The sequence below is a fragment of the Aeromonas sp. ASNIH7 genome, assembly GCF_002903485.1.
Lineage (GTDB): Bacteria > Pseudomonadota > Gammaproteobacteria > Enterobacterales > Aeromonadaceae > Aeromonas > Aeromonas caviae.
Genome location: NZ_CP026226.1, coordinates 665,096 through 691,473 on the forward strand (window position 1 = coordinate 665,096; position 26,378 = coordinate 691,473).

The window sequence follows — 26,378 nt, forward strand, 5'->3', positions numbered from 1 at the left end:
CTGTGACAGGGGCCTTTTTGTTCATGGAGGGTCATGGGCGACACCTCGTCAGCCGGACAATACTACCCGGCTTTCGCCGCCGCCGAGGGCCTCCACCCGCACCTGCACGCCGATCCGCTCCACCAGGGTCTGCACGTGGGAGATAACCCCGATCTGGCGACCGGCCGCCTGCAGGGAGTCTAGGCTTGAGAGCGCCAGATCCAGACTGTCCGGATCCAGGGTGCCAAACCCTTCGTCGATGAACAGCGACTCGACCTGGGTCTGGCGCGACGACAGGCTGGAGAGGGCCAGCGCCAGCGCCAGCGACACCAGGAAGCTCTCGCCGCCGGAGAGGGAATCCACCGAGCGCACCTCATCCCCCATGTCGAGATCCACCACCTGCAGTGCCAGATCGGTGCCGGGCACCCGCTCCAGCCGATAGCGGGGGGAGAGCTCGGCGAGCTGGGCGTTGGCCTCCAGCAGCAGCCGCTCCAGGGTGAGGCTCTGGGCGAAGGTGCGCAGCTTGGCGCCGCTGGCCGAACCGATAAGGTCACAGAGCCGCTGCCAGTGATCCGCCACCGCCTGCTGGGCGGCCAGTTCCTCCTGCAAAGAACCCGCCTTGAGGGCCGCCGCCTCGGCCTGGGCCAGCGTGCTCTTGCACTGGAACAGCTGCTCGTCGAGAGTGCGGCAGTGCGCCTCCAGCGCCGTCAGCCGGCTGGCGAGCTCCTGTGGCGCCAACGCGGCCAGCTCGGGGTGATGCTCTCGGTAACGATCTCGCTTGCTCTCCTCCAGCGCCAGCGCCCGCTGCCGCTCGGTCAAACGGGTTCGCGCCTCGGCGCGGGCATCCTCCAGCGCCTGCAAGGCGGCGCGGCGCCCCTTGAGCTCATCTGGGCTCATGGCCAGCAGGCGACGCAGGTCATATTCGGCGATGCCTAGGCTGCTGGCGTGGGCAGCCCAGCGCCCCAGCACCTCCCGCCGCCGCCGGCTGCTCACCTGCTTCTCCTGCTCCAGATGGCTGAGACGGGTCTTGAGCTCGGTCTGGCGCTCGCGCAAGGCACGGGCCGCCTCCTGCATCATCTCCAGCTCGCTGGCCAGCTGCTGCAGCCGCTGCTGCCAGCGGCTCTCGACCTGGGCAATCTCCTCGCCCCCCAGACAGGTAGCACGGCTGGTAACCAGCCCCTGTCGTTGCTGTTCATGCTCCTTGTAGTCACGCTCGAGCTTGTGCAGCAGCTCGCGCTGGGTCTGCAGGCGTGCCTCCTGGGCACTCAGGGCCGGGGTGAGGCTGGCAATCTCGCCGGTCAGCCGCTCCCACTCGCTCTGGCCGTGCAGCCAGGCCTCGCAGGCCCGCTGCCACTCATGCCACTGCTGGCTGCCCAACCACTGACGCCAGGGCTGGCCTCCCATCTGCTCGTCGAGCCGGCTGCCCCCCTGCTCAAGGCGCTGGCGCAGGGTCGTTTCCTGCTCGCCCATCGCCTTCACCTCCCCTTCCAGGGCGATGCGCTGGCGATCGGCCTCCTGCCACTGCTGCTCGAACTGCTGGTGCTGGCTGGCCAGCTGGCTCAGCTGCTGGCGCACGGCCTGCAACTGCTGCTGGCCGTGCTGGGCCTCGCGCAGCTGCTGCTGGCTGCGGGCCAGCCCCTGCTCCAGACTCTGGCCACGACCAAGCAGGGTACTCATCAATTCGTTCCACTCGATCGGGCTCTGACGCAGCGGCAACGGATGGCCCAGCAGCTCGGCACCGCCGAGCTGCTGCCAGCGCTGGGTCAGCTGCTCGGCGCGCGTCTCCAGCTCAGGCAGATGTTGCTGACGCACCGCCAGCTGGCGGGCCAGCTCCTGGCGCTCGCTCTCGCACTGAATGTATTGGTGATTGAGCCGATCCCACTCAAGCTCCAGGCTGCGGACGCGCTCCGCCAGTTGCCCCAGAATGCCGGCCACCTGTGGCTGGCTCTGGTGATAGGGGTGCTCCTCGGCGCCGCAGAGCGGGCAAGGTTCACCGTCGCGCAGGATGTGGCGATGCTGCTCGAAACTGGCGATGGCGCGGGACTGCTCCAGCGCATGGCGCGCCTCGTCCCGTTGCAGGGCGAGCCGCTCGCGGGCCGGCGTCAGCTCGTCGCCGAGGATGGCCAGTTTGCCGAGCGCCTGCTCCAGCTGGGCGATCTCCTGCTGCAGGCGACCATGCTGCTCACCGTGATTGCGGCCATAGTCCGCCAGCTCCAACAGCTGGCGCAGCTGGCCCAGCTGCTCAGTCTGCCCTTGCCACTGCTCCTGCGCCTTGGCCAGACGCCCCTCCCACTGCTGCTCCTGCAGCTCGTGCTGTTGCTGCTGCAGTCGCTCCTGCTCGCGCTGCCAATAGTCGCGCTCCTGCTGCCCCTGTTCCAGCTGATGTTGCAACTGCCTGAGGGCGCGCAGCTTGTGTTCGCGCAGGGTGAGCAGTTGCTGCAGCCTGTCGGCATCCTCGGCCCAATCCTGCATGGCGGTGAGCAGGGGCTGCCACTGGCGGGCCACCGGCGCCAGCTCCTTGTGTTCCTCAAGCCAGGCACTCCACTGCTGGTGCTGGCCCTTGAGCAGCTCCACCTGCTGGCACTGCTGGCGCCAGCCCTGCTCCAGGGTGAGCTGCACCTCCCGCTCCTGCGCCCCCTCCTGCTGGATCTTCTGCAGTTGCTGCTGCTTTTCCCGAATGCGGGTGTCGAGCTCCTGCGCCCGTTTGAGTTCAGGCTGCAGGGCGCCCCACTCGCGCTCGGCGGCGATCTTCTCCGCCAGCAGTTGCTGTTCGGTGAGGGCGCTCTGCTGGGTCTTCTCCTCCAGCTTGCCAAGTTCAGGGCCAAGCTCGGCCAGCGCCTTCTCCTGCTGCTGCACCTCCAGGGTGAGGCGAGCCAGTTCGTCGTGATCCGCGCGGGCCACCTGGGCCTGCTCGGCGCGGACGAACTCCTCGCGCTCGGGAGCGGCCGCAGCGTGGGCAGCCTCGGCCGCGGCAAGGGCCTCCTCTCCCTCCTGACAGGCCTGCAACTGGGCAGCGATGCGGCCGTTGAGATCGCGCAAGTCCTGCATCAGCTGCTGTTGCTGCTGCTCGTGCTTGAGGCTGGTGGCGAGGCTGACCTGCTGGCTCACCCACTGCTCGCGGGTCGCCTCGTCCATCAGCGCCACGTCACCGAGCCGCTGGCTGATGGCAGCCAGTTTCTGCTGCTCCTCCCGCGCCCGCTCATGGGTCTGGACCGAAATGGCGGAGTAGAGCTCGGTGCCGGTCATCCGTTCGAGCAGGGCCGAACGCTCGTCGGCGCTCGACTTGAGGAAGGCGGCAAACTCCCCCTGCGGCAGGATGACGGCGCGGCGAAACTGCTCCCAGGAGAGTCCCACCAGCTCGTCGATGCGATCCTGCAGCTCCCGCTTGCTGCCACTGAACACCTGGCCCGACGCCACGTCGGTCAGACTGCGCTCCTGGGCCTGAAAGCGCCCCTCGGCGCGGTTGCGGGCACGGCGTACCGCCCAGCGGGCCAGCCAGATGCGGCCGTCACAGCCGCGAAACTGCACCTCGGCAAAACCGCTGGCGTGGCCGCGGCTGAGGATGCCGCGCACATCGTTGGCCTTGAGCTTCTCCTCGTCATCCATGCGGCCCACTTCGGCGACGTTCTTGCGATTGGCGATAAAGCGCGGCATCTCGTCGTAGAGTGCCAGACAGATGGCATCGAGCAGGGTACTCTTGCCCGCGCCGGTATTGCCGGTGATGGCAAACAGGCCGGCGGCCCCCAGGGCGCCACCGGCAAAATCGATGGTGAATTGACCGGTCAGGCTGGCGAGGTTCTCCCCTGACAGCGACAAGATTTTCATTGGCTGGACTCCTTCACCTGCTCCAGGATCTCTTCAAACGACGCCACCAGCTCGGCCTCCGGCTCCCCGTCGAACTGACGCTGATAGCAGAGGCGAAACACCTCGGTGGGGGAGAGCTCATCGAGCCGGCGCTGGCCGGCACCGTCCGCCAGCCCCTGGCCCGAGCCCTGATAACTGGTCGTGATGCGGGCAAGGCGCACCGGCTTGTCGCCGATGGCGGCCAGTACGCGCTCGCGGATACGGGCCTCGGGTTTGGGCAGCAGCAGCCGCACCTCGAGGAAGGGCTGCGCCTGCTGCGGGCAAGCGGGCAGCGCCAGCGCCTCGATGGCCTGGAGCGCCTCGTCAAGGCCGCTCTGGGGCAGCCGGATCATCTCCACCGCGCGGGGCACCGGGATCCGCTCAAAGCGGGCCAGCTTGCCCCCCTCAAACGTCACCTCCAGCACCTGATGGTTGTAGTTCGCCTCGGCCAGCGAGAGCGGCAGCGGCGAGCCGCTGTAGTGCACCCCCTCGGCCGGGCTCTGGGCCAGGTGCAGATGACCCAGCGCCGTGTAGTCGGCGACGGCAAACAGCTCGGCAGGCAGAGCATGCTGGTTGCCGCCGAGCACCCTCCGCTCGGAGAGCTCGGAGAGCTGGCCCGCCGCCAGATAGGCGTGACCCATGGCGATGAGGGCCTGATCCGGATGGCAGCGCGCACGCCCCTCGCTCAGCACCGCCTCATAGACCTGGCGTACCCCTTCGATCAGTCTGTCCTGCCCCTCGCAGAGCCCGTCGGGGCGCAGATCGCTGCTGCGCAGAAACGGCACGGCGGCGCACCAGGCGGCCACTTCGCCATCCTTGCCTCGCAGCGGCACCAGCAGGCGCTCGGTCTCGAGGCGCCCCTCGTCGTCCCGGCTGATGCTGCCCACCAGATGGAGGTCGAAAGCGCGCAGCAGCTCGTGGGGGGCATCCAGCTTGGAGGGGGAGTCGTGGTTGCCGCCGATGAGCACCATCTCCAGTGCCGGGTGCTCGGCGCGCAGCCGCGCCAGGAAGCGGTAGAGCTGCTGCCAGGCACTGGCGGGAGGGTTGGCGGTGTCGAACAGATCGCCCGCCACCAGCAGGGCGTCGATGTCGCGGGTCTTGATGGTGTCGGCCAGCCAGTCGAGGAAGGCGTCGTGTTCGAAGCGGCGGTCGTGGCCGTGAAGCTGATGACCGAGGTGCCAGTCGGCGGTGTGCAGGATCTTCATGGAAAACGGCTCGATAAGGAGAAGAGAGCGGGGGCGAAGGCGCCCCTGGATGGAGACAAGATGAGGATGGTGCCCCCCGTTTTCAACCGGGGCAGCCCCAGACGTCAGATTCAGACGGCTTGGTAATGCATCTGGTACTGAAGATGGCCAGTGAGGGGATCGGGCACCTCCCCCCGATTTCAAAGCCGTGGCGGCGGTAGAAACGCACCGCCGGCTCGTTCTCCACGAAGACCCGGGTATGCAGCTCGGCACATCTGGATCTGGCTTCCTGCAACAGGGCGTGCCCCACCCCCCGCCCCTGCCTATCGGGGCGCACGAAGAGTGCAGCCAGGTAATCATCCACCAGCGCCATGAAGCCGAGCAGATCCCCTCGCTCCTCGAACACCCAGATGCGGGCGTGATCGAGGTAGCGGGTACGCAGCTCCTCCTGAGCCTGCCACCAGCAGGAGGCATCGACGAAATCGTGGGCCTGCAGGGAGGCCAGGAGCCAGATTTCGACGATCTCTTCCATGTCTTCCGGCCGACTCTGTCTCAACATGGTCGCCTCCTTGTCAGCAATGTGAACACTCGCAGTCTAGGGGAGTTGGGCCCGCTCCCGGGGGATCAAGATGGGGCCCTGTGAGGTCGATCGCCCTTTATTTAGCGAGAATGATTGGCTGATCACAAAGCGCCTCTCTAGTACAATGCCCGCCGGACAATCTAGAGACCGAGGACGCCATGTGGTTTAAAAACCTGCAGATTTACCGCTTTACCCGCCCCTTCGACCTGACCGTTGAGCAGCTGGAAACCCAGCTGGAAGCCTGCGCCTTCACCCCGTGCGGCAGCCAGGACATCTCCCGGTTCGGGTGGGTCAAGCCCCTTGGCAAATTCGGCTCCACCCTGACCCACGCCGCCTCTGGCCACATCCTGCTGTGCGCTCGCAAGGAAGAGAAGATGCTGCCCGGTACCGTGGTCAAGGAGATGCTGGCGGAGAAGGTAGAGGCCATTGAATTCGAGCAGGGCCGCGCCCTCAAGAAGAAAGAGAAGGAGGCGCTGAAAGAGGAGATCATGCACACCCTGCTGCCCCGCGCCTTCAGCCGCACCAGCCAGACCTTCGCCTGGATAAACCCTGCCGACAACCTGATGGTGGTGGATGCAGGCTCCGCCAAGAAGGCGGACGATCTGCTGGCGCTCTTGCGCAAATCCATCGGCTCCCTGCCGGTAGTGCCGGTGGCCCTCAAGAACCCGCCCGAGATCACCATGACCGAGTGGCTCAATGAGGGCAACCTGCCCGCCGCCTTCACCCTGGAGGACGAAGCCGAGCTGCGCAGCGCCATGGAGCACGGCGGCATCATCCGCTGCAAGCAGCAGGATCTGATGAGCGAGGAGATCAAGAATCACCTGGCCAACGACAAGCTGGTGACCAAGCTGGCCCTCAACTGGGGCGAAACCCTGAGCTTCGTGCTGGGGGACGATCTCTCCATCAAGCGCCTCAAGTTCAGCGAAGAGCTGCGCGAGCAGAACGACGACGTCACCAGTGAAGATCCCGCCGCCCGCCTGGACGCCGACTTCGCCCTGGTCACCGCCGAGCTCTCCCAGTTCATCCCGGCCCTGTTTGCCGCCCTGGGCGGTGAAGAGCAGTCCATCTAAGCAAATTGGCTCAGCCTGATTGCAAAAAACCGCCTTCACGGCGGTTTTTTCATCTCCATCGGCATCATCGCCACGGGCTGGCCCCCTCCGGGGTAGCGCCGCCGCCCTCCCGCCGCGCAACCCCCTGAGCCCATTGATTGCGGCAGCATGGCGCACTGCCCCGGCAGCATGACATCTCGCTAGAGTGCCCCCCTTTCCTGCAACAGTCGATGAAGTCGCTGCGCCAGGGTGCGGTAACCCTCGGCATTGAAATGCACCGCATCGGACTTCAGGGCCGGGTCTCGCAGCAACTCGCCGATGCTGTCGTTGTCCAGCACCAGCCCGTACTGATCTGCCAGCTCCTCGTAGAGGGGAGCGCCATCGGCAAACAGGGATTTTCGGGGCACCCCGACAAGCAGGATCTGGGCCCCGCTCCCCTGCACCGCCTCTATCATGGCGGCGAGATTGGCCTTGAGGGCCGCCTCCCCGCTGCCACGCAGGATGTCGTTGCCCCCTTCCAGCAGGATGACCAGAGCGGGTCTGTGCCGGGCCAGCAACCCGGGCAGGCGGGCCCTGCCGGCCTGGCTCAGCTCTCCGGACACCCCGCCATTGACCACGGGATGGCCGCTCAGGGTCGCCAGCACGCTGGGGTAGCTTTGGGACGGGCTTACCCCGCGCCCCTCGGTCAGACTGTCCCCGAAGGCGAGCAGGGTCTCCCCCTGGGCCAGCGGTCTGAAGGTCGGCTCCCCGCAGGCCGTCAGCAACAGGCAGAGCAGCCCCGCCATGCAAGGTTTCGCCAGCGTCCCCCGGTGTGTCATGAGCACCTCCTTGATAGTTTTGTAACCATATGAGTATTAAGACAAACTTTTAATCAAGCTCCAAGTGTGACACATTTCGGCAGGTGAACAAGAAACCGACAAGGAGCCTGTCATGTCCCTCAAACCCCTCGGCCTGCTGGTCGCCCTCGGCCTGCTTGGCGGCTGCGCCTCCCAGGATGGCTTTCACTATGTCCCTCCTCCCCAGACCCTGATCGCCCCGGAGGCGGCCAGCGGCTGGATTGACAAACCGGGCTGGCAGGGCCGTGACTTCATGGTGGCGGCGGCCAACCCGCTGGCGGTGGACGCGGGCTACCAGATCATCAAGGCGGGGGGCAGCGCCGTCGATGCGGCCATCGCCGTTCAGCTGGTATTGACCCTGGTGGAGCCTCAATCCTCGGGCATCGGCGGCGGCTCCCTCATGCTGGTGTGGGACGGCAAGCAGGTGGCGGCGGTGGATGGCCGGGAAACAGCCCCCGCCGCTGCCACCGATCAGCTCTTCATGAAGGAGGGCAAACCCATGGCCTTCTATGAGGGGGTGGTGGGCGGGCGCTCCGTAGGCGCCCCCGGCACGGTGCGTGCCCTGGCCCTGGCGCACGAGCGCTATGGCAAGCTGCCCTGGGCCACGCTGTTCGAACCCGCCATCACCCTCGCGGAGCAAGGGTTCGTGATAAGCCCCCGCCTCGCCACCCTGCTGGCAAAAGATCCCTATCTGGCCGGGGATCCGGACGCCCGTGCCTACTTCTATCAGGCGGACGGCACTCCCAAGACGGCAGGTACCCGGCTCACCAACCCGGCCCTGGCCAGGGTGCTGCGTACCCTGGCAAGCGACGGCCCCGACGCCTTCTATCGCGGCCCGCTGGCCGAGGCCATGGTGGCCAAGGTGCACGCCCACCCGACCAACCCCGGGGTGCTGAGCACCGCCGATCTCGCCAGCTACCGGGCCAAGCTGCGGGACGGGCTCTGCTTTGACTATCGCCAGAGCGAGATCTGCGGCTTCCCGACCCCCTCCTCCGGCACCATCGCCCTTGGCCAGATTTTCGGCATGCTGGAAAGCCGGGACATGGCCGCCCTCAAACCGGTACAGGGGGAGCAGGGTCAACTGGCCGCCTCCAGCGAGGCCATTCACCTCTACAGCGAGGCGGCACGCCTCGCCTTCGCCGATCGCAACCAGTACGTGGCCGACGGCGACGTCGTCGACGTGCCGGTGACAGGCCTGCTGGACAAGGGCTATCTGGCGCAGCGGGGGCACCTTATCGGCAACCGCTCCATGGGCGTCGCCCAGCCCGGCAACCCGCCCCGGGCGCTGGCCAGGGGCCGGGACGCCACCCCGGAGCTGCCCTCCACCAGCCACATCTCCATCGTGGACAAGAGCGGCATGGCGGTGGCCATGACCAGCTCCATCGAGGATGGCTTCGGCTCGCGGCTGATGGTCAACGGCTACCTGCTGAACAACCAGCTCACCGACTTCTCCTTCACCTCGGTGGACGCCGCCGGCCTGCCGGTGGCCAACCGGGTGGAGCCCGGCAAGCGCCCCCGCTCCTCCATGTCTCCCCTGCTGGTGTTTGACAAGGCAAGCGGCGAGCTGGAGATGAGCCTGGGATCCCCGGGAGGCTCGGCCATCATCAACTACGTGGGCAAGGCGCTGCTCGGCACCCAGGATTGGGGGCTCGACCTGCAGCAGGCCATCAACCTGCCCAATTTCGGCAGTCGCAACGGCCCCACCGAGCTGGAGCAGGGGCGCACGCCCGACGCCGTGGTACAGGGGCTCAAGGCCAGAGGGCACGAGGTCCTGCTTAACGAGCAGACCTCCGGGCTGCAGGGCGTCCAGCGCCATGCCGGCGGCTGGCTGGGGGCCGCAGACCCCAGACGTGAGGGGGTCGCCAGGGGGGAGTGATGCCCCTTCAGCACCCTCGTTCACCATGGAGGAGGCCAGCCTCCTCCATGCCGTGTGCTCATAGGTGTTCTCCCTTGCCTCCCAATATCATCATCGATTGATTACTCCTGCCAATTTTTCTTTAACTGCACACTCTTCTCACCCAATCGCGATGCATTAAAGATGCTTTTCATCAAAACCAACGCAAAAACTGGAACAGTGTTGCTCATGGCATATAAATGCATTACTTTTCAATAGAAACGGCATCTGTTGCCCTCAAGATTTCCCCTTGATACGGCCAACTTCTGTCTCTTTCGCCCCCTGCTCATTGACAGCTGCCCTCTTCGCCTTCGGGTGATCTGGTAGCCCCTGACTGCCATTAGCGAGGTGACGACATGGACCACTCACTCCCCCTTATCACCACCCTGGTAGGCGGCCTCGTGCTGGCCTACCTCTTCGGCATGCTGGCAAGCCGCCTGCGCATCTCCCCCATGGTGGGCTACCTCGCGGCCGGCGTGGTATGCGGCCCCTTTACGCCGGGCTATGTCGCCGACCTGCGGCTCGCCCCCGAGCTGGCCGAAATCGGCGTCATCCTGCTGATGTTTGGTGTCGGCCTGCACTTTTCCGTGAAAGACCTGCTGTCGGTGAAACACATCGCCATCCCGGGAGCCATCGTCCAGATAACCCTTGCGACCCTGCTCGGCCTTGGCCTCTCCCAACTGCTCGACTGGACCGTGACCGCCGGCCTGGTGTTTGGCCTGGCCCTCTCCACCGCCAGTACCGTGGTGCTGCTGCGCGCCCTGGAGAGCCGCGGCCAGCTCGACACCAACGAGGGACGCATCGCCATCGGCTGGCTCATCGTGGAGGATCTGGTGATGGTGCTGGCCCTGGTACTGCTCCCCATCCTCGCCAACCTGCAGCAGGGGGGCGAGGCACTGACCCCGGCCCAGGTGATGGCGGATATCGGCCTGACCCTGGCCAAGGTGGCTGCCTTCATCGCCCTGATGGTCATCGGAGGGCGACGCCTCATCCCCTGGCTGCTGGCCCGCACCGCCGCCACCGGCTCCCGCGAGCTGTTCACCCTGGCCGTCCTCTCCTGTTCCCTGGGCATCGCTTTTGGCGCCGTCAAGCTGTTTGGCGTCTCCTTTGCCCTCGGCGCCTTCTTCGCAGGCGTCGTGATGAACAGCTCACATCTGAGCCACAAGGCGGCCAACGACACCCTGCCCCTGCAGGACGCCTTCGCCGTGCTCTTCTTCGTCTCCGTGGGCATGCTGTTCGACCCCGTCATCCTGCTGCGCGAGCCCCTGGCCGTGCTGGCCACCCTGTTCGTCATCGTGATCGGCAAATCCGTGGCCGCCTTCGCCATCGTGCGGCTCTTTGGCCACAGCCAGCGCACGGCGCTGACCATCTCCGCCAGCCTGGCACAGGTGGGGGAGTTCTCCTTCATCCTGATGGGTCTCGGAGTCATGCTCGAGCTGGTCCCCGGAGTCGCCCGTGATCTGGTGCTGGTCGGCGCCTGTTTCTCCATCGTGCTCAATCCGCTGGTCTTCAACCAGGTGGAGCGCTGGCTGAGGCGCCATCCCGATCCACGCACCGATGGGTCACCTCACCTCTGCCCCTTGCAGGGCCATGTGGTGGTAGTGGGCGCCGACGAGATAGGTCAGCACCTCATCCGGCAGTTGCATGAACAAGGCAGGGAGATGGTGGTGATCGACACCGACGAGCGACTGCTGGCCCCCTGGCGCGCCATGGGGATCACCTGTCTGGCGGGCCATCCCATCCAGCAGGATCTGCTGACGGCGGCGCTGCCCAACGCCAGCTGGCTGCTGATCACCCTGGATGACAGCCTGCTGGCCGGTGAGATAGCCATCAGGGCGCAGGAATACGGCGCCCTGATGCGCATCGCCGCCTGTGCCCACCAGCACGAGGAGGTGCATCATCTGCGCGTGCGCGGCGTGCATCAGGTGGTCAAGAGCGAGGAGGAGGCTGCGCGGCGACTCTGTCACCTCGCCATGGAGATGGCCTGAAGCTCATCGGAAGTCACGAGTCCCCACGACGGGGCCAGACAAAAAGCCCGGGCCTGCTGCCCGGGCTTTTTGCATGACGGGGCGATACTGCCGTCCCCTCACAGCAGATCGTGCTTGTCCAGCAGGCGATAGAGGGTGGCCCGGGAGATATCGAGCGTGCGGGCCACCTCCTCGAGCTGATCGGGGAAGCGGGCCAGCGTCCGTTGCAAGGCCTGACGCTCCGCCGCTTCGCGCACCGCCTTGAGCGAGCCGTCGAGCAGCAGGCTGTCCATGTTGGTCAGCTCCATGTCATCGGCTTCGATGAAGGGGCCGCTGCACATGACCACTGCCCGCTGAACCCGGTTGCGCAGCTCCCTCACATTCCCCGGCCAGCCATAGGACTGCATGGCCTGGCGCGCCTTGCGGGTGAAGCTGAGCACCCGCCCGCCCCGCACTTCCGCCAGAATGTCATCGGCAAGGAGCTGGATGTCTTCCGCCCGCTCGCACAAGGCCGGGGTGCGCAGGCGCACCACGTTGAGCCGGTAGTAGAGATCCATGCGAAATCCGCCGCTGGCCACCGCCTGCTCCACATCGATATTGGTGGCCGCGATGATCCGCACATCCACACGACGCGTCAGGTGGCTGCCCACCGCCTCTATGCACTGCTCCTGCAAGAAGCGCAGCAGGGTTGCCTGATCCTCCAGTGGCAACTCCCCTATCTCGTCGAGAAACAGGGTGCCGCCATCGGCGGCCTCTATCTTGCCTATCTTGTGGTGCTGTGCCCCGGTGAAGGCCCCCTTGACGTGGCCGAACAGCTCGGACTGGATGAGCTGATGGGGCATGGCCCCGCAATTGACCGCCACGAAAGGGCTCTCCTCCCCGAACGTGCTGTAGTGCAGCTCCCGGGCCACCAGCTCCTTGCCCGTGCCGCTCGGTCCCGTCACCAGTACGGGCAGGCGGCAATGCTGCAACCGCACGATCTGGTCGCGCAACTGGCGGATGGGGGCGCTCTCCCCCTGGATGAAACGCAGCTGGGGTTGCAGTCGGGGGCGGTGTCGCCGGATGAGGCGCGCCATCCCCAGGGCATGTCCCAGGCTGTGGGAGAGCCTGTCTCTGTCCAGGGGAAAGGTGTGAAAATCATGAAAACAGGCTGCCAGCAAATTGCGAAGGGCTTCGCTGGCGAGACAGTCCCGCTGGATGAGGCCGATCCACAAGGCGCCGGAGTGCTGCGCAATCAGGTTGTAGAGGGCTTCGTGCTGCTGATGCTCGATCACCACCAGCACCAGGGGATAGTCCTTTTCCTGCAGTTTTTTCTCTGCCACCACCAGGGAGCTTGCCTGCTCCACCTGCCACTCGCCTTGTTCCAGCAGGCTTTCCAGTACGGCACATGAATTGATGAGCAACAATGCCGTTTCTGTCATAGGGACAACTCCTTGTTATCGCCACTGCACGAAGGAGTCTGACGACTTGTCCAGATAACTCCCTTTATCATCAAATGGCGCCATTTAATATGGCCAGACGATGATAACTATAAACCATCCCGCCTTTCATGTACAGAACCTTAAGCGGCAAGCGAATTAATAATACCGTCTAACGTGTTGTTTTGCTTGGATTTTCTCTGCCTACTCTTTTTGCCGTTTTTGGATAAATACACCATTGCCCACTCCAACTTCTCTGTTATTTCCTGCCACGCACCATGGATGATGCTCGCCAATATCGGCATTAACCAAAGCGCGCTGTTTTTGGCAATCTTCAACATCGATAACTCCGCGCTGCCAATCAGCGTCAGCGCCAGCCGACGTTTGACCAGCAAGGCCAGCAAACTAGCCCAGATCAAGCCTTCCGCTATCGCTTTTTGTCGTGTCGCGAACGCCTTCAACCGGTTATGTGATTTCAGCTCTTTGAACAACAGTTCGATCTGCCAACGGCAACGATACAATGCCATCACCTTCTCGGCTGGCCATCGCTCACGCGGAAGATTGGTCATCCATATACAGAACCGTTTTTCCTCTGCAAACCAACGTCTTATGAGTCGATATTTATACTTTCCCGAACTCACATCCAGATCCAGAACCTCGGCTCTGCAGCTTCTCCGATCGATATCCTTGAGCTTTTTTCCGAGTAACTTGGGCATTTCCCTGCCGTCCTGTCGGTAAGCTGCCTGTACTTTGGGATTGAGATTTTGACTCCCTCTGACCAGATAGCTTCCTTTGGCTTTGGTCACATCAGCAAAGTACTCGCGGCTGATGTAACCGGCATCCGCCAATAACAGTTTGTTATTTAACGAATTTGCGGCCGGAAGATGCTTGCGCTCCGATTCGGTATCCGCCGTGATACTCATCGATATCGGCGACTGGTCCAGCAAGGACATGGTCATATGACACTCTACCGCAGCGGGGCTGTGCTTATTGAATCGGCCCGGGAAATGTTCTGCCAATTGCGGATGTAACGCGAATGACGACCCGTCCTGCAGCAGTACCTGCTCAAAGCCTGCCAGTCCGTGGGCGTCCGGTAGACACTCCTTGAGGCGTAAGGCGATGGCTCGTTCAACCAGTGCGCGCATGAACAAGGGAAAACCCTGCTTGCGTAACTGGTTGTGAAAGGGTTTATACGCTATTTGGTCAGTATCATGGAGCTGCAACGCATTGAAATGGCGATGCAAACCAGCAATACCATCCACCTTGTCGCAACCAAGCCCTGAGAGCAGAGCCGGGAGTAGTCTCGCAGGCTGGATATCCCGGAGTCGCTGACAAAAACCGGTAAATTTACCGATCCGGTTGAGTTCAGAAGAGCTAAGAAGTTGCTTGAGGTACTGGGTTGCATTGATAATAGTCATGGCTTCGGGCGTGTCGGTTTTTTTTTGCGATTAAATCAGATCACAAACGAAGCCTTTTTTCTATCTATTTCAATTGGTTGTAGCTAAAGATCCTGTACATGTCCCGCCTTTAGATTGATGGCACCACAATATTGAGACAGCCAAATTATCCGTGAGAAAAAATAAATCCATTGATAAATAAGCGCTTACTTCACGACATAATATGTCGCTCTCAACATTGAGACGTAAAAACAATTATATCAAATAAAAAACAACTAAAAATCATATGGTTGTAAATTGGCATGGTCGTTGCTCTCTCCAATAAGCCCTCCTGGCATATGGAGACAGAACATGAAAATATATATTGCATTGGCAGCATTTCCTTTTCTGGCATTTGCCACCCCCTCAATGGCACAAAACCGGGTCGATCTCGGTGCTCAGGCATTGAGCAATATTCGTGGTTCCATGGGCGTCAATATGGTTGCCGGCAATAACAACCAACAAGGCAATCTTGCCGCCATCGCCATTTCGGGTCCGGCCGTCATTCAATTTGGTCAGCTGAATCAATCCACCACCAATCTGAACGGCAGCCAGAGCGTCGCAATCCTGGGCTCGGCCCTGAGCCAGAACCGGGGACTGGTCGGCATCAATCAAGGGGCGGGTGAGGGCAACCAGCAACTGAACGCCTTCGCCCTGTCCCTCGATGACAGCGGCCTGGGTGTCGTGACCGACATCAATCTCAGCTCCAGCGTCGCGAAGACCCCAGGGGGAAAGCCCCCCGCCAACACCACTACCAGCATCTATCTGGATGACACCGCCCTCACGGGCAGCAAGGGGGTCATTCAGGTGAACCAGGTCACGGGACAGGGAAACCAGTCAGTCAACATGGTTTCCCTGCCCCTGGCTGGCGCAGTAACGGCATCCCCATGATGCCGCAGGGATAGGAAGCCAGGCCCGGGGGTATCAGCCGATGGGCATATCTTCCGCTGAAAGTTCAATGGAGAGACTCATTATGCGTGGACTTATTTATAGCTCATTAGCCGCCGCGGTCATCATGGCCATGTCGGGCACTGCATCCGCCGATTACCGCGGTGACAGAGATGAGACAGGGGCAACCTTGACCAAGAAGGTCAAGGCAGAAGTCGATGTGGAATACGAAGGCAGGGTCAATGTCGGCGGCTACATCAACGTCAACAAACTCGGCATGGCCGTCGTGGACAACCAGCAGTCCAGTTCCATGATAGGCACCGCCAATACAAGAACGGAGAACACGAGCAAGATCGACGGCTCGTTCAAGGGTGCATCCGGTAACATCGGCGCCAACGTCGCAGCCGGTGACTCCAACGTACAGGGCAACAGCGCTTCCCTGGCCGCCTATGACGAGGTCGATGCCGAGTTCATCATGGGTCGTGGTCAACAACAACATGGCGCCCCTGGCGGATCGTCGGATGCCGAGGTCTTCTCCACCCAGAGCGCCAGCAACAACTGGACGACCAATCACGGCCATCAGAACAAGGCCGGTGTGGGCGATGGGGCCTTCAAGGATGCCGCAGGCAACATCGGGGTCAACGTGACCTCGGGCTCGGGTAACGTCCAGGCCAACAACATGGCAGCCTCCGTGTCCACCGGCAACATGGCCGTGGCCACCGTGGCCAACAGCCAGAGCGTCTCCAAGAACATGACCGAAAACCAAAGCCTGAGCGCAACCAAGACGGTTGACAAGGCAGGAGTGTTCCTCGGTCTCAAGGCTTGGGGCGATTACGAGGGGGGCGGTACCGGTCATGATGTCAAGAAAGGACATGGCCACGACAATGACAACGACAGGTACGGCAACAACAACCCGAAAGATGATGGCAAGTTCGAGTTCAAGGAAGAGGGTGACATCAAGCTCAGTGGGTACGCCGTCGGGTATATTCCCGTGGTCAACACCTACACCAGCCGCGAAACCTTCAACCGGGCAACCATCGATGGCGGCGCCTTCAACGGTGCCGTGGGCAACATCGGGGTGAACGTCTCCTCGGGGACCAACAACCTGCAAGCGAACAATCTCTCGCTGGCCGCAGGGTTTGCCAAGTAAGTCGATGCGAGGGGGCCCAGTGCCCCCTTTTTCCCTGACACTGGAGGTCTGAATGCGCTGGCTGTTGCTGTTGCTGTTGCTGTGCTGTCCTGCCGTCTGGGCGGGCTCGGTGCCACTGGGAGAGCATCTTCCGGCGCTGGGGGATCTCAACAAACCGGTGCAGAGCATTCTGGAGCGCCGGTACGCCAACATCGAGCGCCAACATACGGATTTCAGCTGCGGGGCCGCCGCCGTCGCCACCATCTTGCGCTACGCCTACGGCCATGCAACCAATGAACGCTGGGTCATGGATGGCATGCTTGCCATGGCAGACCCGGAGCAGGTCAAGCACTACGGCTTCTCCATGCTCGACATGAAGCAGTACCTGCAAATGCTCGGCATGCGGGTCAGAGGGTATCGACTGGGCGATGAAAAACTGCGCCAGGTGAGGGTGCCCACCATCGTCCTGCTCAACATTCGCGGCTATCAGCACTTTGCCGTGCTGCGGGCCATCGATCGCCACGATCGCGTCTATCTGGCAGACCCGGCCCTCGGCAACCGGGTGATCACGTTCAAGGAGTTCAAGGAGAGCTGGAACGGCATCCTCCTCGCCGTCATCGGCGCGGGCTATCGTCCCGATGCCCCCCTTGCCAACCCCTCTCCCCCGCTCTCTGTCAGAGGCAAGGATGGGCTCTTCGCCCCGGTCAATGAAACATCCCTGCTGGAATTCGGTTTTCAGCACAAAGAGCTAATGTGAGGTCATCATGAATACCCGACCCGCCCTATGCCTCCTCTGCAGCCTGGGTGGCATCGCCTCTCCGCTGCTGGCAGCACCGGACCCGCTGGCCCATCTGTCAGACCACTTTGCGCCCGAACTGGCGGACGGGGAGCTGGCCCACCTGCGCGGCCGCTATGTCAGCAGCCATGGCATCAGCTACTTCGGCATCGAGTTCATCTCGTCACTGACCACGGCCCAGGCCCAGCAGACGGCGGCCATGAACCTGGCGCTGAGCATTGTGCAAAACAAACCCAAGCTGGATGTGCGCGTCAAGGATGAGGTCAAGCCCGCGGCCACGCCCGCCAAGGAGGCCCAGGTGCAGGGGGCCGGGCTGGTGCAGGTCGTTCAACTGGAGGGGAGCGGCAACAGCTCGGTCAACCAGACCGGTATTGAACTGACCACCCCGACCATGACGGGACACCTGGTTCAGGCGGGCAGCTACGAGCATCAGGGCGATCTTGGCACCGCCACCTATCGGGTCTCGGGGAATTATGCCGGCTTGCAACTACACTCTTCCGACGGCCGGGTCCTGCTGGAGCAGAGCCTGCGCGGTACCGACTTCAGCCGGGGGCTGCTGCAGTTCAACAAGGTCAGAGGGGACGGTTTGCAGACGCTCAATCAGACCCGCATCTGGTTTTCGCGCTGAGCACCGGTGAGCCCGGGGGCTGAACCATCAGAAAGGATGATAAACAACAAGGACGTATCCCGATGAAACAGTCTCGCATGCTGTTGATTGCCCTCGCCCCCTTCGCCTGCTGGGGGGCCACGGCCGAGGAGGAGGCCCTGCAACAACAGCTGGATCTCCTGCGCCAGCAACTGATCCAGCAAAATCAGGCCCTTCATCAGCTCCAGGCCCGCCTGGAGGCCGTCAAGGCCGCCGGTGCCACGACGGCAACCGCCGGGGTCGGAGCCGGGGCCGCCGTCGCCTCCACCCAGCAGGACGCCTCACGGCGCACGCCGGAAGTCGGCCGCAGTACCGAAGACCTGATGATCGAACAGCACAATGTGTTCGACCGCGCCCTGACCGTCGATGTGGGCCTCTCCTACCAGCATTACAACCGCAAGGATCTCGCCCTGCGCGGCTTCCTCGCCCTGGACGCCATCTTCCTTGGCGAAATCAACCTGGATCGGGTGCGCTCCGATCAGTGGACGGCGGATGTCATCACCCGCTACACCCTCAACGATCGCTGGCAACTGGAGCTGGCCCTCCCCTACATGTTCCGCAACACCAACTACCAGAGCACCGGCAAGGAGAACTCCAGCCGCGACTTCGAGGAGCAGAGCGTCAGCGATGGCGGTCTGGGGGATCTCAGCCTCGCCATCTACTACAGGGTCATGGCAGAGAGCGAGGATTGGCCGGATCTGGTGTGGAACTTCCGGGCCAAGGCGCCGACCGGCAAGGATCCTTACGGCATCGAGGTCAACACCTCGGAATCGGGCAACCTGGTGACCCCCAAGGAGCTCGCCACCGGCAACGGGCTCTGGCAGCTCTCCACCGGCTTCTCCCTGGTCAAGACCATGGATCCCGCCATCCTGTTTGCCAGCCTCAACTATGGCCACAGCCTCAAGCAGGACTTTGACGATATCTCCTACCAGCCCGGCAACCAGCCCGGCAGCATCCAGCTGGGGGACTGGTATGAATATGGCCTGGGGGTCGCATTCGCCCTCAACGAACGCTTCAGCCTCTCCTTCAACATCAACCAGCGCGTCACCATGGAGTCCGAGCAGGGGTCCGAAGGCTTTGCCATGGAGAAGGTCACCGGCTCCGATGCCAACGCCGCCAGCTTTGGCATGGGGTCGACCTGGGCCATCACCGACAACCTCTCCATGGCGGTCAACTGGTCTGCCGGGCTCACCACGGACGCACCGGACTACACCATCGGGATCCGCTTCCCCTACCGCTTCTAGCCCCGTGCCCCGGCAGGTTGACGACAAAAAAACGAGGGAGGCATAACGCCTCCCTCTGCTTGTTGCCGCCAGCCTGCCTGGCGGGCCATCGGTGACATCACACCCCCAGGCGATCGCGCAGGGTGTACCAGGCGGCGCCGGCGGCGGTGAAGGGGATGCGCAGCAGGCGGCCACCCGGGAAGGGGTAGTGCGGCAGCCTGGCGAACGCATCGAAGCGCTCCGCCTGACCGCTCAGCACCTCGGAGAGCAGCTTGCCCGCCAGATGGGTACAGGTGACGCCGTGGCCGCTGTAGCCCTGCATGTAGTAGATGTTGTGACCGATGCGGCCAAACTGCGGCAGGCGCGACAGGGTGAGCAGGAAGTTGCCGGTCCAGGTGTACTCCACCTTGACGTCGGCCAGCTGCGGGAAAGTCTTGAGCATCTTGGGGATGATCAGCCGCTCGATGTCCGCCGGATCCCGCGCCCCGTAGACCACGCCGCCGCCATAGATGAGCCGGTGATCGCCGGAGGTGCGGTAGTAGTCGAGCAGGTAGTTGCAATCCTCCAGACAGTAGTTCTGTGGCAAGAGTGAACGGGCCCGCTCCTCTCCCAGCACTTCGGTGGCGATCACCTGGGTGCCGCAAGGCATGCTCTTGCTGGCCAGTTCCGGCACCAGATTGCCGAGGTAGGCGTTGCCGGCCACCACGATAAAGCGCGCCTTCACTGCCCCCTTGGCGGTCTTTACCAGGGCGGTCTGACCCGGGGTGATGCTGGTGACGGCGGACTGCTCGAAGATAAGCCCCCCCTGCATGCGGATGGCTTCCGCCTCCCCCAGCGCCAGGTTGAGGGGATGGATATGGCCGCCGCTCTTGTCCAGCAGGGCGCCGACGTAGCGATCGCTCGCGACCACCTCGCGCACCCCCTTGGCATCGAGCAGCTCCAGCTGGTCGTTGCCCCACTTCTCCCAGCGCGCCTTCTGCGCCTTGAGTTCGTGCAGCTGCTTCTCGGTCTCGGCGGCAAAGACCCCGCCCTCCTGCAGATCGCACTGGATGTTGTAGCGTTTGATCCGCTCGCGGATGATCTGGCCCCCCTCAAACAACATGGAGCCGAGCAGCCTGGCCTGATCCGGCGGGCAGTTCGCTTCGATGGTGTCGATGTCGCGGCTGTAGGAGTTGACGATCTGGCCGCCGTTGCGACCGCTGGCGCCAAAGCCGACCCTGGCCGCCTCCAGCACCACCACCTTGTACCCCTTCTCCACCAGATGCAGCGCACTGGAGAGGCCGGTGTAGCCTGCGCCTATGACGCAGACGTCGCACTCCAGCTGCTCGGTGAGCGTGGGATAGGGCGCGTGTTTGTTGGCACTGGCTGCGTAGTAACTCTTTACATGTTCGGTCATGATCCCTGTTTCCTTACCGGTTCGTTTCCAACACAACGGGTTGTTCACATTAAAAGCTGGCCGGGGTGTGGGCGCTGACGATGCGGCAGACCTGCCCCGAGGGATTGCTGAAACTGTGGGGCTCGCCGGTGTCGATGACATAGCTGTCCCCGGCGCACAGTTCATAGGTCTGGCCGGCCAGGGTCAGCAGCACCGACCCTTCCAGCACGGTGCCCACCTCTTCCCCCTGATGCTTCACCACGCCGCCGGTGTCGGTGCCGGGGGCATAGGTCTCCAGCATGAAGCCGAGCTGGCGCCGATTGTTGCCGTTGTGCACCAGCTTCATGGAGACCCCCTGGCTGCCAAGCTCGATGAGCTGCTCCGCCTTGATCACCACGCTGGGCGTGCTCGCCACCTCCTCTTCGGCGAAGAAGCGCGACAACGGCAGCTCGTAGACACTCAGCAGCTTTTGCAGGGAGGCCACCGAGGGGCTCACCTTGTTCTGCTCTATCATGCAGATGGCGCCGTGGGTCAGGCCGCTCAGCTCCGCCACCCGGCGCTGGGAGAGCCCGAGCTCCCTGCGGATCCGGGCGAGCCGCTCCCCCATGTTTCTCTCGTGCTCCGCCAGGGGGTTGTCCGTCATGGTCCGCCACCGGACCTCGCCACGGGATTGCTCCATCGCCCACCTCCTTCCATGGCCATTCGAATACCTGGGGCCGACTGGTCAATATAGTGCGTCAGACACGTCAGCCCCGTTCACTATCCTGCACAACCCAGAGCGTTCATTATTTTGCACACCCTGCGCAATGAAAACCGCTACAATCGCGCTCACAGCCCCATTTCTAGCATGTGACACCCAGTTCACTCAAATATATTTAACACTTGAAAAACATTTCGGCTCATTTTATGGTCGTTACGTGCTTATTATTCTATACGGCGGTGCCCACATAAACGCGCCACCCAGACCCACTATCGAGGCCCCTTACTTATGTCAGCATCACAACCTGCTCTCTCCCTGATCAAATCCCTGGCCTATGTCGACGGCCGCTGGTGCGAGTCCCTGGGCGGGCGCCGGTTCGAGGTCCTGAACCCGGCCACCGGCCAGGTCATCACCCAGGTGCCCGACATGGACGGGGAGGATACCCGCCTCGCCATCGCGGCCGCCCACGCGGCGCAACCCGCCTGGGCGGCCCTCACCGCCAAGGAGCGCAGCAGCAAACTCTACGCCTGGTTCGAGCGCATCATGGCCAACCAGGAGGAGCTCGCCCGCATCATGACCTGCGAGCAGGGCAAGCCGCTGGCGGAAGCCAAAGGAGAGGTGGCCTACGGCGCCAGCTTCATCCAGTGGTTCGCGGAAGAGGGCAAGCGTGCCTATGGCCGCACCATCCCCGGCTTCTCCGCCGATCGGCGCCTGGCCACCATCAAGCAGCCGGTGGGGGTCGTGGCCGCCATCACCCCCTGGAACTTCCCCATCGCCATGATCACCCGCAAGGCGGGTCCGGCGCTGGCCGCCGGTTGTACCATCGTCATCAAGCCCGCCGCCGAAACGCCCCTCTGCGCCCTGGCGCTGGCGGTACTGGCGGAGCAGGCGGGCATTCCCGCCGGGGTCATCAACATCGTCACCTCCCATCAGGCGAGCGCGGTGGGCAACGAGTTGTGCAGCAACCCCGTGGTGCGCAAGCTCTCCTTCACCGGCTCCACCCGCATCGGCAAACTGCTGATGCGCCAGTGCGCCGACACCATGAAGCGCCTCTCCCTGGAGCTTGGCGGCAACGCCCCCTTCATCGTCTTTGACGACGCCGACCTCGACGCCGCCGTGGCCGGGGCCCTGGCGTCCAAATACCGCAACGCCGGCCAGACCTGCGTCTGCGCCAACCGCATCCTGGTGCAGGCCAGCGTCTATGACGCCTTCGCCGAGAAGCTCGCCGCCGCGGTCAAGGCCTTCAAGGTGGGGGACGGCATGGGCGAGGGCGTCCAGATCGGGCCCCTCATCAACCCGGCCGCCGCCAGCAAGGTGGCCGAGCTGGTGCAGCAATCGGTCGCCGCCGGTGCCCGGGTGCTGGTGGGGGGCGACGCCCACCCCGCCGGTCCCCTCTTCTATCACCCCACCATCCTGACCGGGGTCACCCGGGGCAACCCCATTCTGGACGAGGAGATCTTCGGACCCGTCGCCCCCCTGGTGCGCTTCGAGACGGAAGCCGAGGCCATTGCGCTTGCCAACGACACCCCCTATGGCCTGGCCGCCTACTTCTATGGCCGCGACATCGCCCGGGTGTGGCGAGTGGCCGAGGGGCTCGAATACGGCATGGTGGGGATCAACGAGGGGATCATCTCCACCGAGCTGGCCCCCTTTGGCGGGATCAAGGAGTCGGGGCTGGGCCGGGAAGGGGCGGCCGAAGGGCTGGAGGAGTACCTGGAGACCAAATACCTCTGCTTTGGCGGCATTCGCTGAGGGGAGTGAAAGGGCAATCGCATCGTTAAAACAGATGCGTTATGACACAGCCCATCGTTTTTACAGATAGAAAGAGGGGGTCGCCGGTCACGACCGAGCGCCTTGTGGGCCCTGAGGGCACACCCGGGGCCCCCTTTTACGAACAGGCCGTCCTGCCCGAGGGCAGTTGGCGGCACACATATGGCCAGATGGCACAGGAATAGCGGGGCCCATGCCCCTCAGGGAGGAAAGATGAGTCATTCAAGCAACAACCAGCAGTGGCAGGCCCGCCGCGAAGCGGCCGTGGTCCAGGGGGTCGGCACCCTGCTGCCGGTCTTCATCGACCGGGCGCACAACGCCGAGCTGTGGGACGTGGAAGGCAACCGCTACATCGACTTTGCCTCCGGCATCGCCGTGCTCAACACCGGCCACAACCACCCCAAGGTGGTGGCGGCGGTGCGCGAGCAGCTCGAGAAGTTCAGCCACACCTGCTTCCAGGTCACCCCCTACCCCGGCTATATCGAGCTGGCGGAGAAGTTGAATGCCCTGGTGCCCGGCCCCACCCCCAAGCGCACCCTCTTCCTCTCCACCGGCGCCGAGGCGGTGGAGAACGCCATCAAGATCGCCCGCGCCCACACCGGTCGCAGCGGTACCATCGCCTTCAAGGGGGGCTTCCACGGCCGCACCATGATGGGCATGGCCCTCACCGGCAAGGTGGTGCCCTACAAGACCGGCTTCGGCCCCTTCCCGGGGGAGGTCTATCACCTCCCCTTCCCCGCCGATTACCTGGGAGTGAGTGAAGACGATGCCCTGGCCGCGCTGGATCTCTGCTTCAGCGCCGACATCGAACCCACCCGGGTGGCCGCCATCATCATCGAGCCGGTGCAGGGGGAAGGGGGCTTCTACCCCGCCTCCGCCAGCTTCATGCAGCGCCTGCGCCAGGTGTGCGACCAGCACGGCATCCTGCTCATCTGCGACGAGATCCAGACCGGTTTCTGTCGCACCGGCAAGACCTTCGCCACCGAATACAGCGGTGTCGAACCCGACATCATGACGCTGGCCAAGAGCCTGGCCGGCGGCTTCCCGCTCTCTGCCGTGGTGGGCAAGAGCGAGGTGATGAACGCCGCCAAGCCCGGTGGCCTGGGGGGCACCTATGCGGGCTCCCCCATCGCCTGCGCCGCCGCCCTGGCGGTGCTGGAGGTGATTGAGGAGGAGCGCCTGAACCAGAAGGCCCTGGCCCAGGGGGAGCAGATCAAGGCACGCCTGCACCAGCTGGCGACACGGTTTGACTGCATCGGCAACATCCGCGGCCCCGGCGCCATGGTGGCCATGGAGCTGGTGAAGGAGGGGGATGCCGCCAGACCGGACCCGGATCTCACCAAGCGGCTGGTGGCCGAGGCAGGCAAGCGGGGCCTGGTGCTGCTGGCCTGCGGCGTGCGTGGCAACGTGATCCGTTTCCTCGCCCCCCTGACCGCCCCGGCAGCCATCGTCGACGAGGGGCTCGACCTGCTGGAGCAGGCCCTGTCCGCCTCCCTGGCCTGATCCGGAAGACCGCGTTCGCCAACGTGCAAAAAAATGCGTTTTTGCTCCCTTGATATGCTTGTCAAGGGGGCATCACGAATGCACAATGCGCCGCCGTATTCAAGGACCGTCCGCTCATCGGAGCCCGGTTCTTTTTTTGCGCCAAACAAATCCATAACGAGGCCGGAACAGACCGGAAATGATAACGAGGTGGCACGCCATCTCACGACACCCGCTTCTTAGTGAGGAACTCCATGGGGCATATCATCGCTTTCCTGCCGGCCCGCGCCGGTCTGCGCCATCCGTCCGCATCCCGGACTGGCGCCCCCACCGTGCAGGATGACCTCACCGTCAGCCTGATCCCGTCAGCCTGCCTGCGGGGGATCGCCTGATGCACCCGCACCCCGCCGGTCTGAAAAAAAGCCTGAAACTCTGGCACGTGGTCATCATGGGGCTGGCCTATCTCACCCCCATGGCGGTGTTCGACACCTTCGGCATCGTCACCGAGATCACCGAAGGCCATGTGCCGACCGCCTACCTGCTCGCCCTCATCGGCATGCTGTTCACCGCCATGAGCTACGGCCACCTGGTGCGCAAGTTCCCCTCGGCAGGCTCCGCCTACACCTATGCCCAGAAGGTGTTCCACCCCTATGTGGGTTTCATGGTGGGCTGGGTCTCCCTGCTCGACTACATGTTCATGCCCATGATCAACATGCTGCTGGCCAAGATCTACATGGAGGCCCTCTTCCCCGGCGTGGCCCCCTGGACCTACATCCTGGCCCTGGCCGCCGTCATGACCTTCCTGAACCTGCGGGGCATCAAGCTGGTGGCGAACTTCAACAGCCTGATCGTCATCATGCAGTTCAGCATCATCGCCGTCTTCATCGGCCTCATCGCCTGGGGCGTGAGCCACGGCGAGGGGCTGGGCACGGTGGCGAGCAGCCGCCCCTTCTTCTCCGAGCAGATGCACATCAATCCCCTGCTGACCGGCGCCTCCATCCTCTGCCTGTCGTTCCTCGGGTTTGACGCCATCACCACCCTGTCGGAGGAGACCCCGAACGCGGATCGGGTGATCCCCCGGGCCATCGTGCTCACCGCCCTCATCGGCGGCGTGCTCTTCATCTCGGTCTCCTACTTCCTGCAGCTCTTCTTCCCGGACATCTCCCGCTTCCAGCAGCCGGATGCGGTGCTGCCGGAGATCGCCCTCTATGTGGGCGGCAAGCTGTTCCAGGCGGTGGTGCTGGTCTGCACCACGGTGGCGGTGCTCGCCTCGGGGCTCGCCTCCCACGCCGGGGTATCGCGCCTGCTCTACGTGATGGGCCGGGATCGCGCCCTGCCGAGCCGCGTCTTCGGCTACATCCACCCCACCTGGCAGACCCCGGCTCTCAACGTGCTGCTGGTGGGCATGCTGGCCCTCTCGGCGGTGGCCTTCGATCTGGAGATGGCGCTGGCGCTCATCAACTTCGGCGCCCTGGTGGCCTTCACCTTCGTCAACCTGGCGGTGATTGCCCACTTCTATCTCAGGCTGGGTCACAACAAGACCCTGAAGGATCACCTGCTGTTCCTCGCCCTGCCCCTGTGCGGCGCCGCCTGCATCGGGGTGCTCTGGCTCAACCTGGAGCCCGCCTCCTTCGAGCTGGGGCTGATCTGGGCCGCCCTCGGCGCCATCTACCTGCTGCTGCGCCTCACCGTGTTCCGGGTCCGCCTCGGCCGCCCCGAGCAGGACGCCTCCTGAGCAAAACCGGCGCCCCCAGGGCGCCGGTTTCGCATGGTGGCAAAGCAGGGCGCCGTCTGATGACAAGGTTGTCATCGACTTTCCGGCAGCGGTGGCGAAGTGATCGCTCACCGGGGGAACAAATTCCCCGCTGACGGCCTTTTTCACTTGTCTCCTCCCCCCCCTGAGGGCACAATACGGCGCCCCTTGAGAGCCGATGTTTCAACAACATCGGTTCTTTGCTTTTCTGGGGCACACCACCATTCACCAAGAGGCCGGCCATGTGCCGGAATTGATACCCAGATTGCCAAGCAATCTCCCGACGTTGTGAGGAAAAACATGGGGCATTTCACTGCTTTCCTGCCGGTCCCCGCCGGCGTGCGCCACGCATCTGTGCCACAGATGGGCGCCCCCTGTGTCCAGCGACGCGTTCCCGCGTCCCTGATCCCGTCCCATCTCGCCCACGGGG

Annotated in this window: 19 protein-coding genes and 1 pseudogene; 12 read left to right on the top strand and 8 right to left on the bottom strand. The window is 63.7% G+C overall.

The genetic code is table 11. The annotated features are described in order from the left end of the window. Window positions 1–48: 48 nt before the first annotated feature. From C2U47_RS02960 to C2U47_RS02970, 3 genes and pseudogenes are all read right to left on the bottom strand, one after another. Window positions 49–3,804 carry an AAA family ATPase gene (locus C2U47_RS02960; RefSeq protein WP_010673567.1) on the bottom strand — a complete coding sequence of 1,252 codons (3,756 nt, stop codon included), beginning with the start codon at window positions 3,802–3,804 and terminating at the stop codon, window positions 49–51. Beyond that, window positions 3,801–5,027 carry an exonuclease SbcCD subunit D C-terminal domain-containing protein gene (locus C2U47_RS02965; protein WP_010673566.1) on the bottom strand — a complete coding sequence of 409 codons (1,227 nt, stop codon included), beginning with the start codon at window positions 5,025–5,027 and terminating at the stop codon, window positions 3,801–3,803. The genes C2U47_RS02960 and C2U47_RS02965 overlap by 4 nt, the downstream gene beginning before the upstream one ends. A 110-nt stretch (window positions 5,028–5,137) precedes the next feature. Continuing rightward, window positions 5,138–5,565, bottom strand: a pseudogene (locus C2U47_RS02970) (GNAT family N-acetyltransferase). A gap of 179 nt (window positions 5,566–5,744) precedes the next feature. On the opposite strand from C2U47_RS02970, the gene rdgC reads away from it, so the two are divergent. Next, window positions 5,745–6,656: a recombination-associated protein RdgC gene (gene rdgC / locus C2U47_RS02975; protein WP_010673564.1), complete on the top strand. Its 912-nt coding sequence runs from the start codon at window positions 5,745–5,747 to the stop codon at window positions 6,654–6,656. A 179-nt stretch (window positions 6,657–6,835) separates the two neighbouring features. On the opposite strand, the gene C2U47_RS02980 is transcribed toward rdgC, so the two are convergent. Next, the gene (locus C2U47_RS02980; protein ID WP_010673563.1) at window positions 6,836–7,453 is read right to left on the bottom strand and encodes a GDSL-type esterase/lipase family protein; all 618 of its coding nucleotides are present in this window, start codon (window positions 7,451–7,453) and stop codon (window positions 6,836–6,838) included. A 112-nt stretch (window positions 7,454–7,565) separates the two neighbouring features. Between C2U47_RS02980 and ggt the strand changes: the two genes are divergently transcribed. Then, entirely contained in the window at window positions 7,566–9,347 is a 1,782-nt protein-coding gene (gene ggt / locus C2U47_RS02985) for a gamma-glutamyltransferase (RefSeq protein WP_069785446.1), read from the top strand. Window positions 9,348–9,721: 374 nt separating this feature from the next. Beyond that, window positions 9,722–11,353 (top strand): YbaL family putative K(+) efflux transporter, encoded by a 1,632-nt coding sequence (ybaL, locus tag C2U47_RS02990; protein WP_049636613.1) that lies wholly within the window; start codon window positions 9,722–9,724, stop codon window positions 11,351–11,353. Window positions 11,354–11,451: 98 nt separating this feature from the next. Here the strand turns inward: ybaL and C2U47_RS02995 are convergent, their stop codons facing one another. Together C2U47_RS02995 and C2U47_RS03000 are read right to left on the bottom strand one after the other, a co-directional pair. Next, window positions 11,452–12,753, bottom strand: a complete 1,302-nt coding sequence (locus C2U47_RS02995; RefSeq protein WP_010673560.1) for a sigma-54 dependent transcriptional regulator — start codon at window positions 12,751–12,753, stop codon at window positions 11,452–11,454. A gap of 140 nt (window positions 12,754–12,893) precedes the next feature. Next, on the bottom strand, window positions 12,894–14,168 hold the full coding sequence (locus C2U47_RS03000; protein ID WP_011191341.1) for an IS4-like element ISApu2 family transposase: 1,275 nt from the start codon (window positions 14,166–14,168) through the stop codon (window positions 12,894–12,896). Between the two features lie 330 nt (window positions 14,169–14,498). Here C2U47_RS03000 and C2U47_RS03005 point away from each other — a divergent pair, with 330 nt between their 5' ends. The 5 genes from C2U47_RS03005 to C2U47_RS03025 all read left to right on the top strand — a co-directional run bounded on the left by C2U47_RS03005 (window position 14,499) and on the right by C2U47_RS03025 (window position 18,889). Further along, complete coding sequence (locus C2U47_RS03005) at window positions 14,499–15,077, top strand: hypothetical protein (RefSeq protein ID WP_223924172.1); 579 nt, start codon at window positions 14,499–14,501, stop codon at window positions 15,075–15,077. A 187-nt stretch (window positions 15,078–15,264) separates the two neighbouring features. After that, the gene (locus tag C2U47_RS03010) at window positions 15,265–16,224 is read left to right on the top strand and encodes a hypothetical protein (RefSeq protein ID WP_010673558.1); all 960 of its coding nucleotides are present in this window, start codon (window positions 15,265–15,267) and stop codon (window positions 16,222–16,224) included. Window positions 16,225–16,276: 52 nt separating this feature from the next. After that, window positions 16,277–16,960 (top strand): C39 family peptidase, encoded by a 684-nt coding sequence (locus C2U47_RS03015; RefSeq protein ID WP_010673557.1) that lies wholly within the window; start codon window positions 16,277–16,279, stop codon window positions 16,958–16,960. A 7-nt stretch (window positions 16,961–16,967) separates the two neighbouring features. Continuing rightward, window positions 16,968–17,627, top strand: coding sequence for a hypothetical protein (locus C2U47_RS03020; protein ID WP_010673556.1), 660 nt, complete (start codon window positions 16,968–16,970; stop codon window positions 17,625–17,627). A gap of 62 nt (window positions 17,628–17,689) precedes the next feature. Further along, entirely contained in the window at window positions 17,690–18,889 is a 1,200-nt protein-coding gene (locus tag C2U47_RS03025; RefSeq protein WP_010673555.1) for a transporter, read from the top strand. A 97-nt stretch (window positions 18,890–18,986) separates the two neighbouring features. Here the strand turns inward: C2U47_RS03025 and C2U47_RS03030 are convergent, their stop codons facing one another. Together C2U47_RS03030 and puuR are read right to left on the bottom strand one after the other, a co-directional pair. Next, window positions 18,987–20,264, bottom strand: a complete 1,278-nt coding sequence (locus tag C2U47_RS03030) for an NAD(P)/FAD-dependent oxidoreductase (protein ID WP_010673554.1) — start codon at window positions 20,262–20,264, stop codon at window positions 18,987–18,989. Between the two features lie 49 nt (window positions 20,265–20,313). Continuing rightward, on the bottom strand, window positions 20,314–20,922 hold the full coding sequence (gene puuR, locus C2U47_RS03035) for an HTH-type transcriptional regulator PuuR (protein ID WP_029314011.1): 609 nt from the start codon (window positions 20,920–20,922) through the stop codon (window positions 20,314–20,316). 309 nt (window positions 20,923–21,231) lie between these two features. Between puuR and C2U47_RS03040 the strand changes: the two genes are divergently transcribed. From C2U47_RS03040 to C2U47_RS03050, 4 genes are all read left to right on the top strand, one after another. Then, a complete protein-coding gene (locus tag C2U47_RS03040) occupies window positions 21,232–22,695 on the top strand; it encodes an NAD-dependent succinate-semialdehyde dehydrogenase (RefSeq protein WP_010673552.1) in 1,464 nt (487 codons plus the stop codon). Window positions 22,696–22,926: 231 nt separating this feature from the next. Next, window positions 22,927–24,216, top strand: coding sequence for a 4-aminobutyrate--2-oxoglutarate transaminase (gene gabT, locus C2U47_RS03045; RefSeq protein ID WP_010673550.1), 1,290 nt, complete (start codon window positions 22,927–22,929; stop codon window positions 24,214–24,216). A gap of 233 nt (window positions 24,217–24,449) precedes the next feature. After that, window positions 24,450–24,587, top strand: a complete 138-nt coding sequence (locus C2U47_RS23045) for a hypothetical protein (RefSeq protein WP_010673549.1) — start codon at window positions 24,450–24,452, stop codon at window positions 24,585–24,587. Further along, the gene (locus tag C2U47_RS03050; protein ID WP_041214747.1) at window positions 24,587–25,930 is read left to right on the top strand and encodes an APC family permease; all 1,344 of its coding nucleotides are present in this window, start codon (window positions 24,587–24,589) and stop codon (window positions 25,928–25,930) included. The genes C2U47_RS23045 and C2U47_RS03050 overlap by 1 nt, the downstream gene beginning before the upstream one ends. Window positions 25,931–26,378: the final 448 nt, after the last annotated feature.

Bases quoted from the DNA above. Each gene is read 5' to 3' on its own strand.
- C2U47_RS03025 (WP_010673555.1), top strand. From the start codon at position 17,690: ATGAAACAGTCTCGCATGCTGTTGATTGCCCTCGCCCCCTTCGCCTGC.
- C2U47_RS02995 (WP_010673560.1), bottom strand. From the start codon at position 12,753: ATGACAGAAACGGCATTGTTGCTCATCAATTCATGTGCCGTACTGGAA.
- C2U47_RS02960 (WP_010673567.1), bottom strand. From the start codon at position 3,804: ATGAAAATCTTGTCGCTGTCAGGGGAGAACCTCGCCAGCCTGACCGGT.
- C2U47_RS03005 (WP_223924172.1), top strand. From the start codon at position 14,499: ATGAAAATATATATTGCATTGGCAGCATTTCCTTTTCTGGCATTTGCC.
- C2U47_RS23045 (WP_010673549.1), top strand. From the start codon at position 24,450: ATGGGGCATATCATCGCTTTCCTGCCGGCCCGCGCCGGTCTGCGCCAT.
- ybaL (WP_049636613.1), top strand. From the start codon at position 9,722: ATGGACCACTCACTCCCCCTTATCACCACCCTGGTAGGCGGCCTCGTG.
- C2U47_RS03030 (WP_010673554.1), bottom strand. From the start codon at position 20,264: ATGACCGAACATGTAAAGAGTTACTACGCAGCCAGTGCCAACAAACAC.
- puuR (WP_029314011.1), bottom strand. From the start codon at position 20,922: ATGGAGCAATCCCGTGGCGAGGTCCGGTGGCGGACCATGACGGACAAC.
- C2U47_RS03050 (WP_041214747.1), top strand. From the start codon at position 24,587: ATGCACCCGCACCCCGCCGGTCTGAAAAAAAGCCTGAAACTCTGGCAC.
- C2U47_RS03000 (WP_011191341.1), bottom strand. From the start codon at position 14,168: ATGACTATTATCAATGCAACCCAGTACCTCAAGCAACTTCTTAGCTCT.
- gabT (WP_010673550.1), top strand. From the start codon at position 22,927: ATGAGTCATTCAAGCAACAACCAGCAGTGGCAGGCCCGCCGCGAAGCG.
- C2U47_RS02980 (WP_010673563.1), bottom strand. From the start codon at position 7,453: ATGACACACCGGGGGACGCTGGCGAAACCTTGCATGGCGGGGCTGCTC.
- C2U47_RS02965 (WP_010673566.1), bottom strand. From the start codon at position 5,027: ATGAAGATCCTGCACACCGCCGACTGGCACCTCGGTCATCAGCTTCAC.
- rdgC (WP_010673564.1), top strand. From the start codon at position 5,745: ATGTGGTTTAAAAACCTGCAGATTTACCGCTTTACCCGCCCCTTCGAC.
- C2U47_RS03020 (WP_010673556.1), top strand. From the start codon at position 16,968: ATGAATACCCGACCCGCCCTATGCCTCCTCTGCAGCCTGGGTGGCATC.
- C2U47_RS03040 (WP_010673552.1), top strand. From the start codon at position 21,232: ATGTCAGCATCACAACCTGCTCTCTCCCTGATCAAATCCCTGGCCTAT.
- ggt (WP_069785446.1), top strand. From the start codon at position 7,566: ATGTCCCTCAAACCCCTCGGCCTGCTGGTCGCCCTCGGCCTGCTTGGC.
- C2U47_RS03015 (WP_010673557.1), top strand. From the start codon at position 16,277: ATGCGCTGGCTGTTGCTGTTGCTGTTGCTGTGCTGTCCTGCCGTCTGG.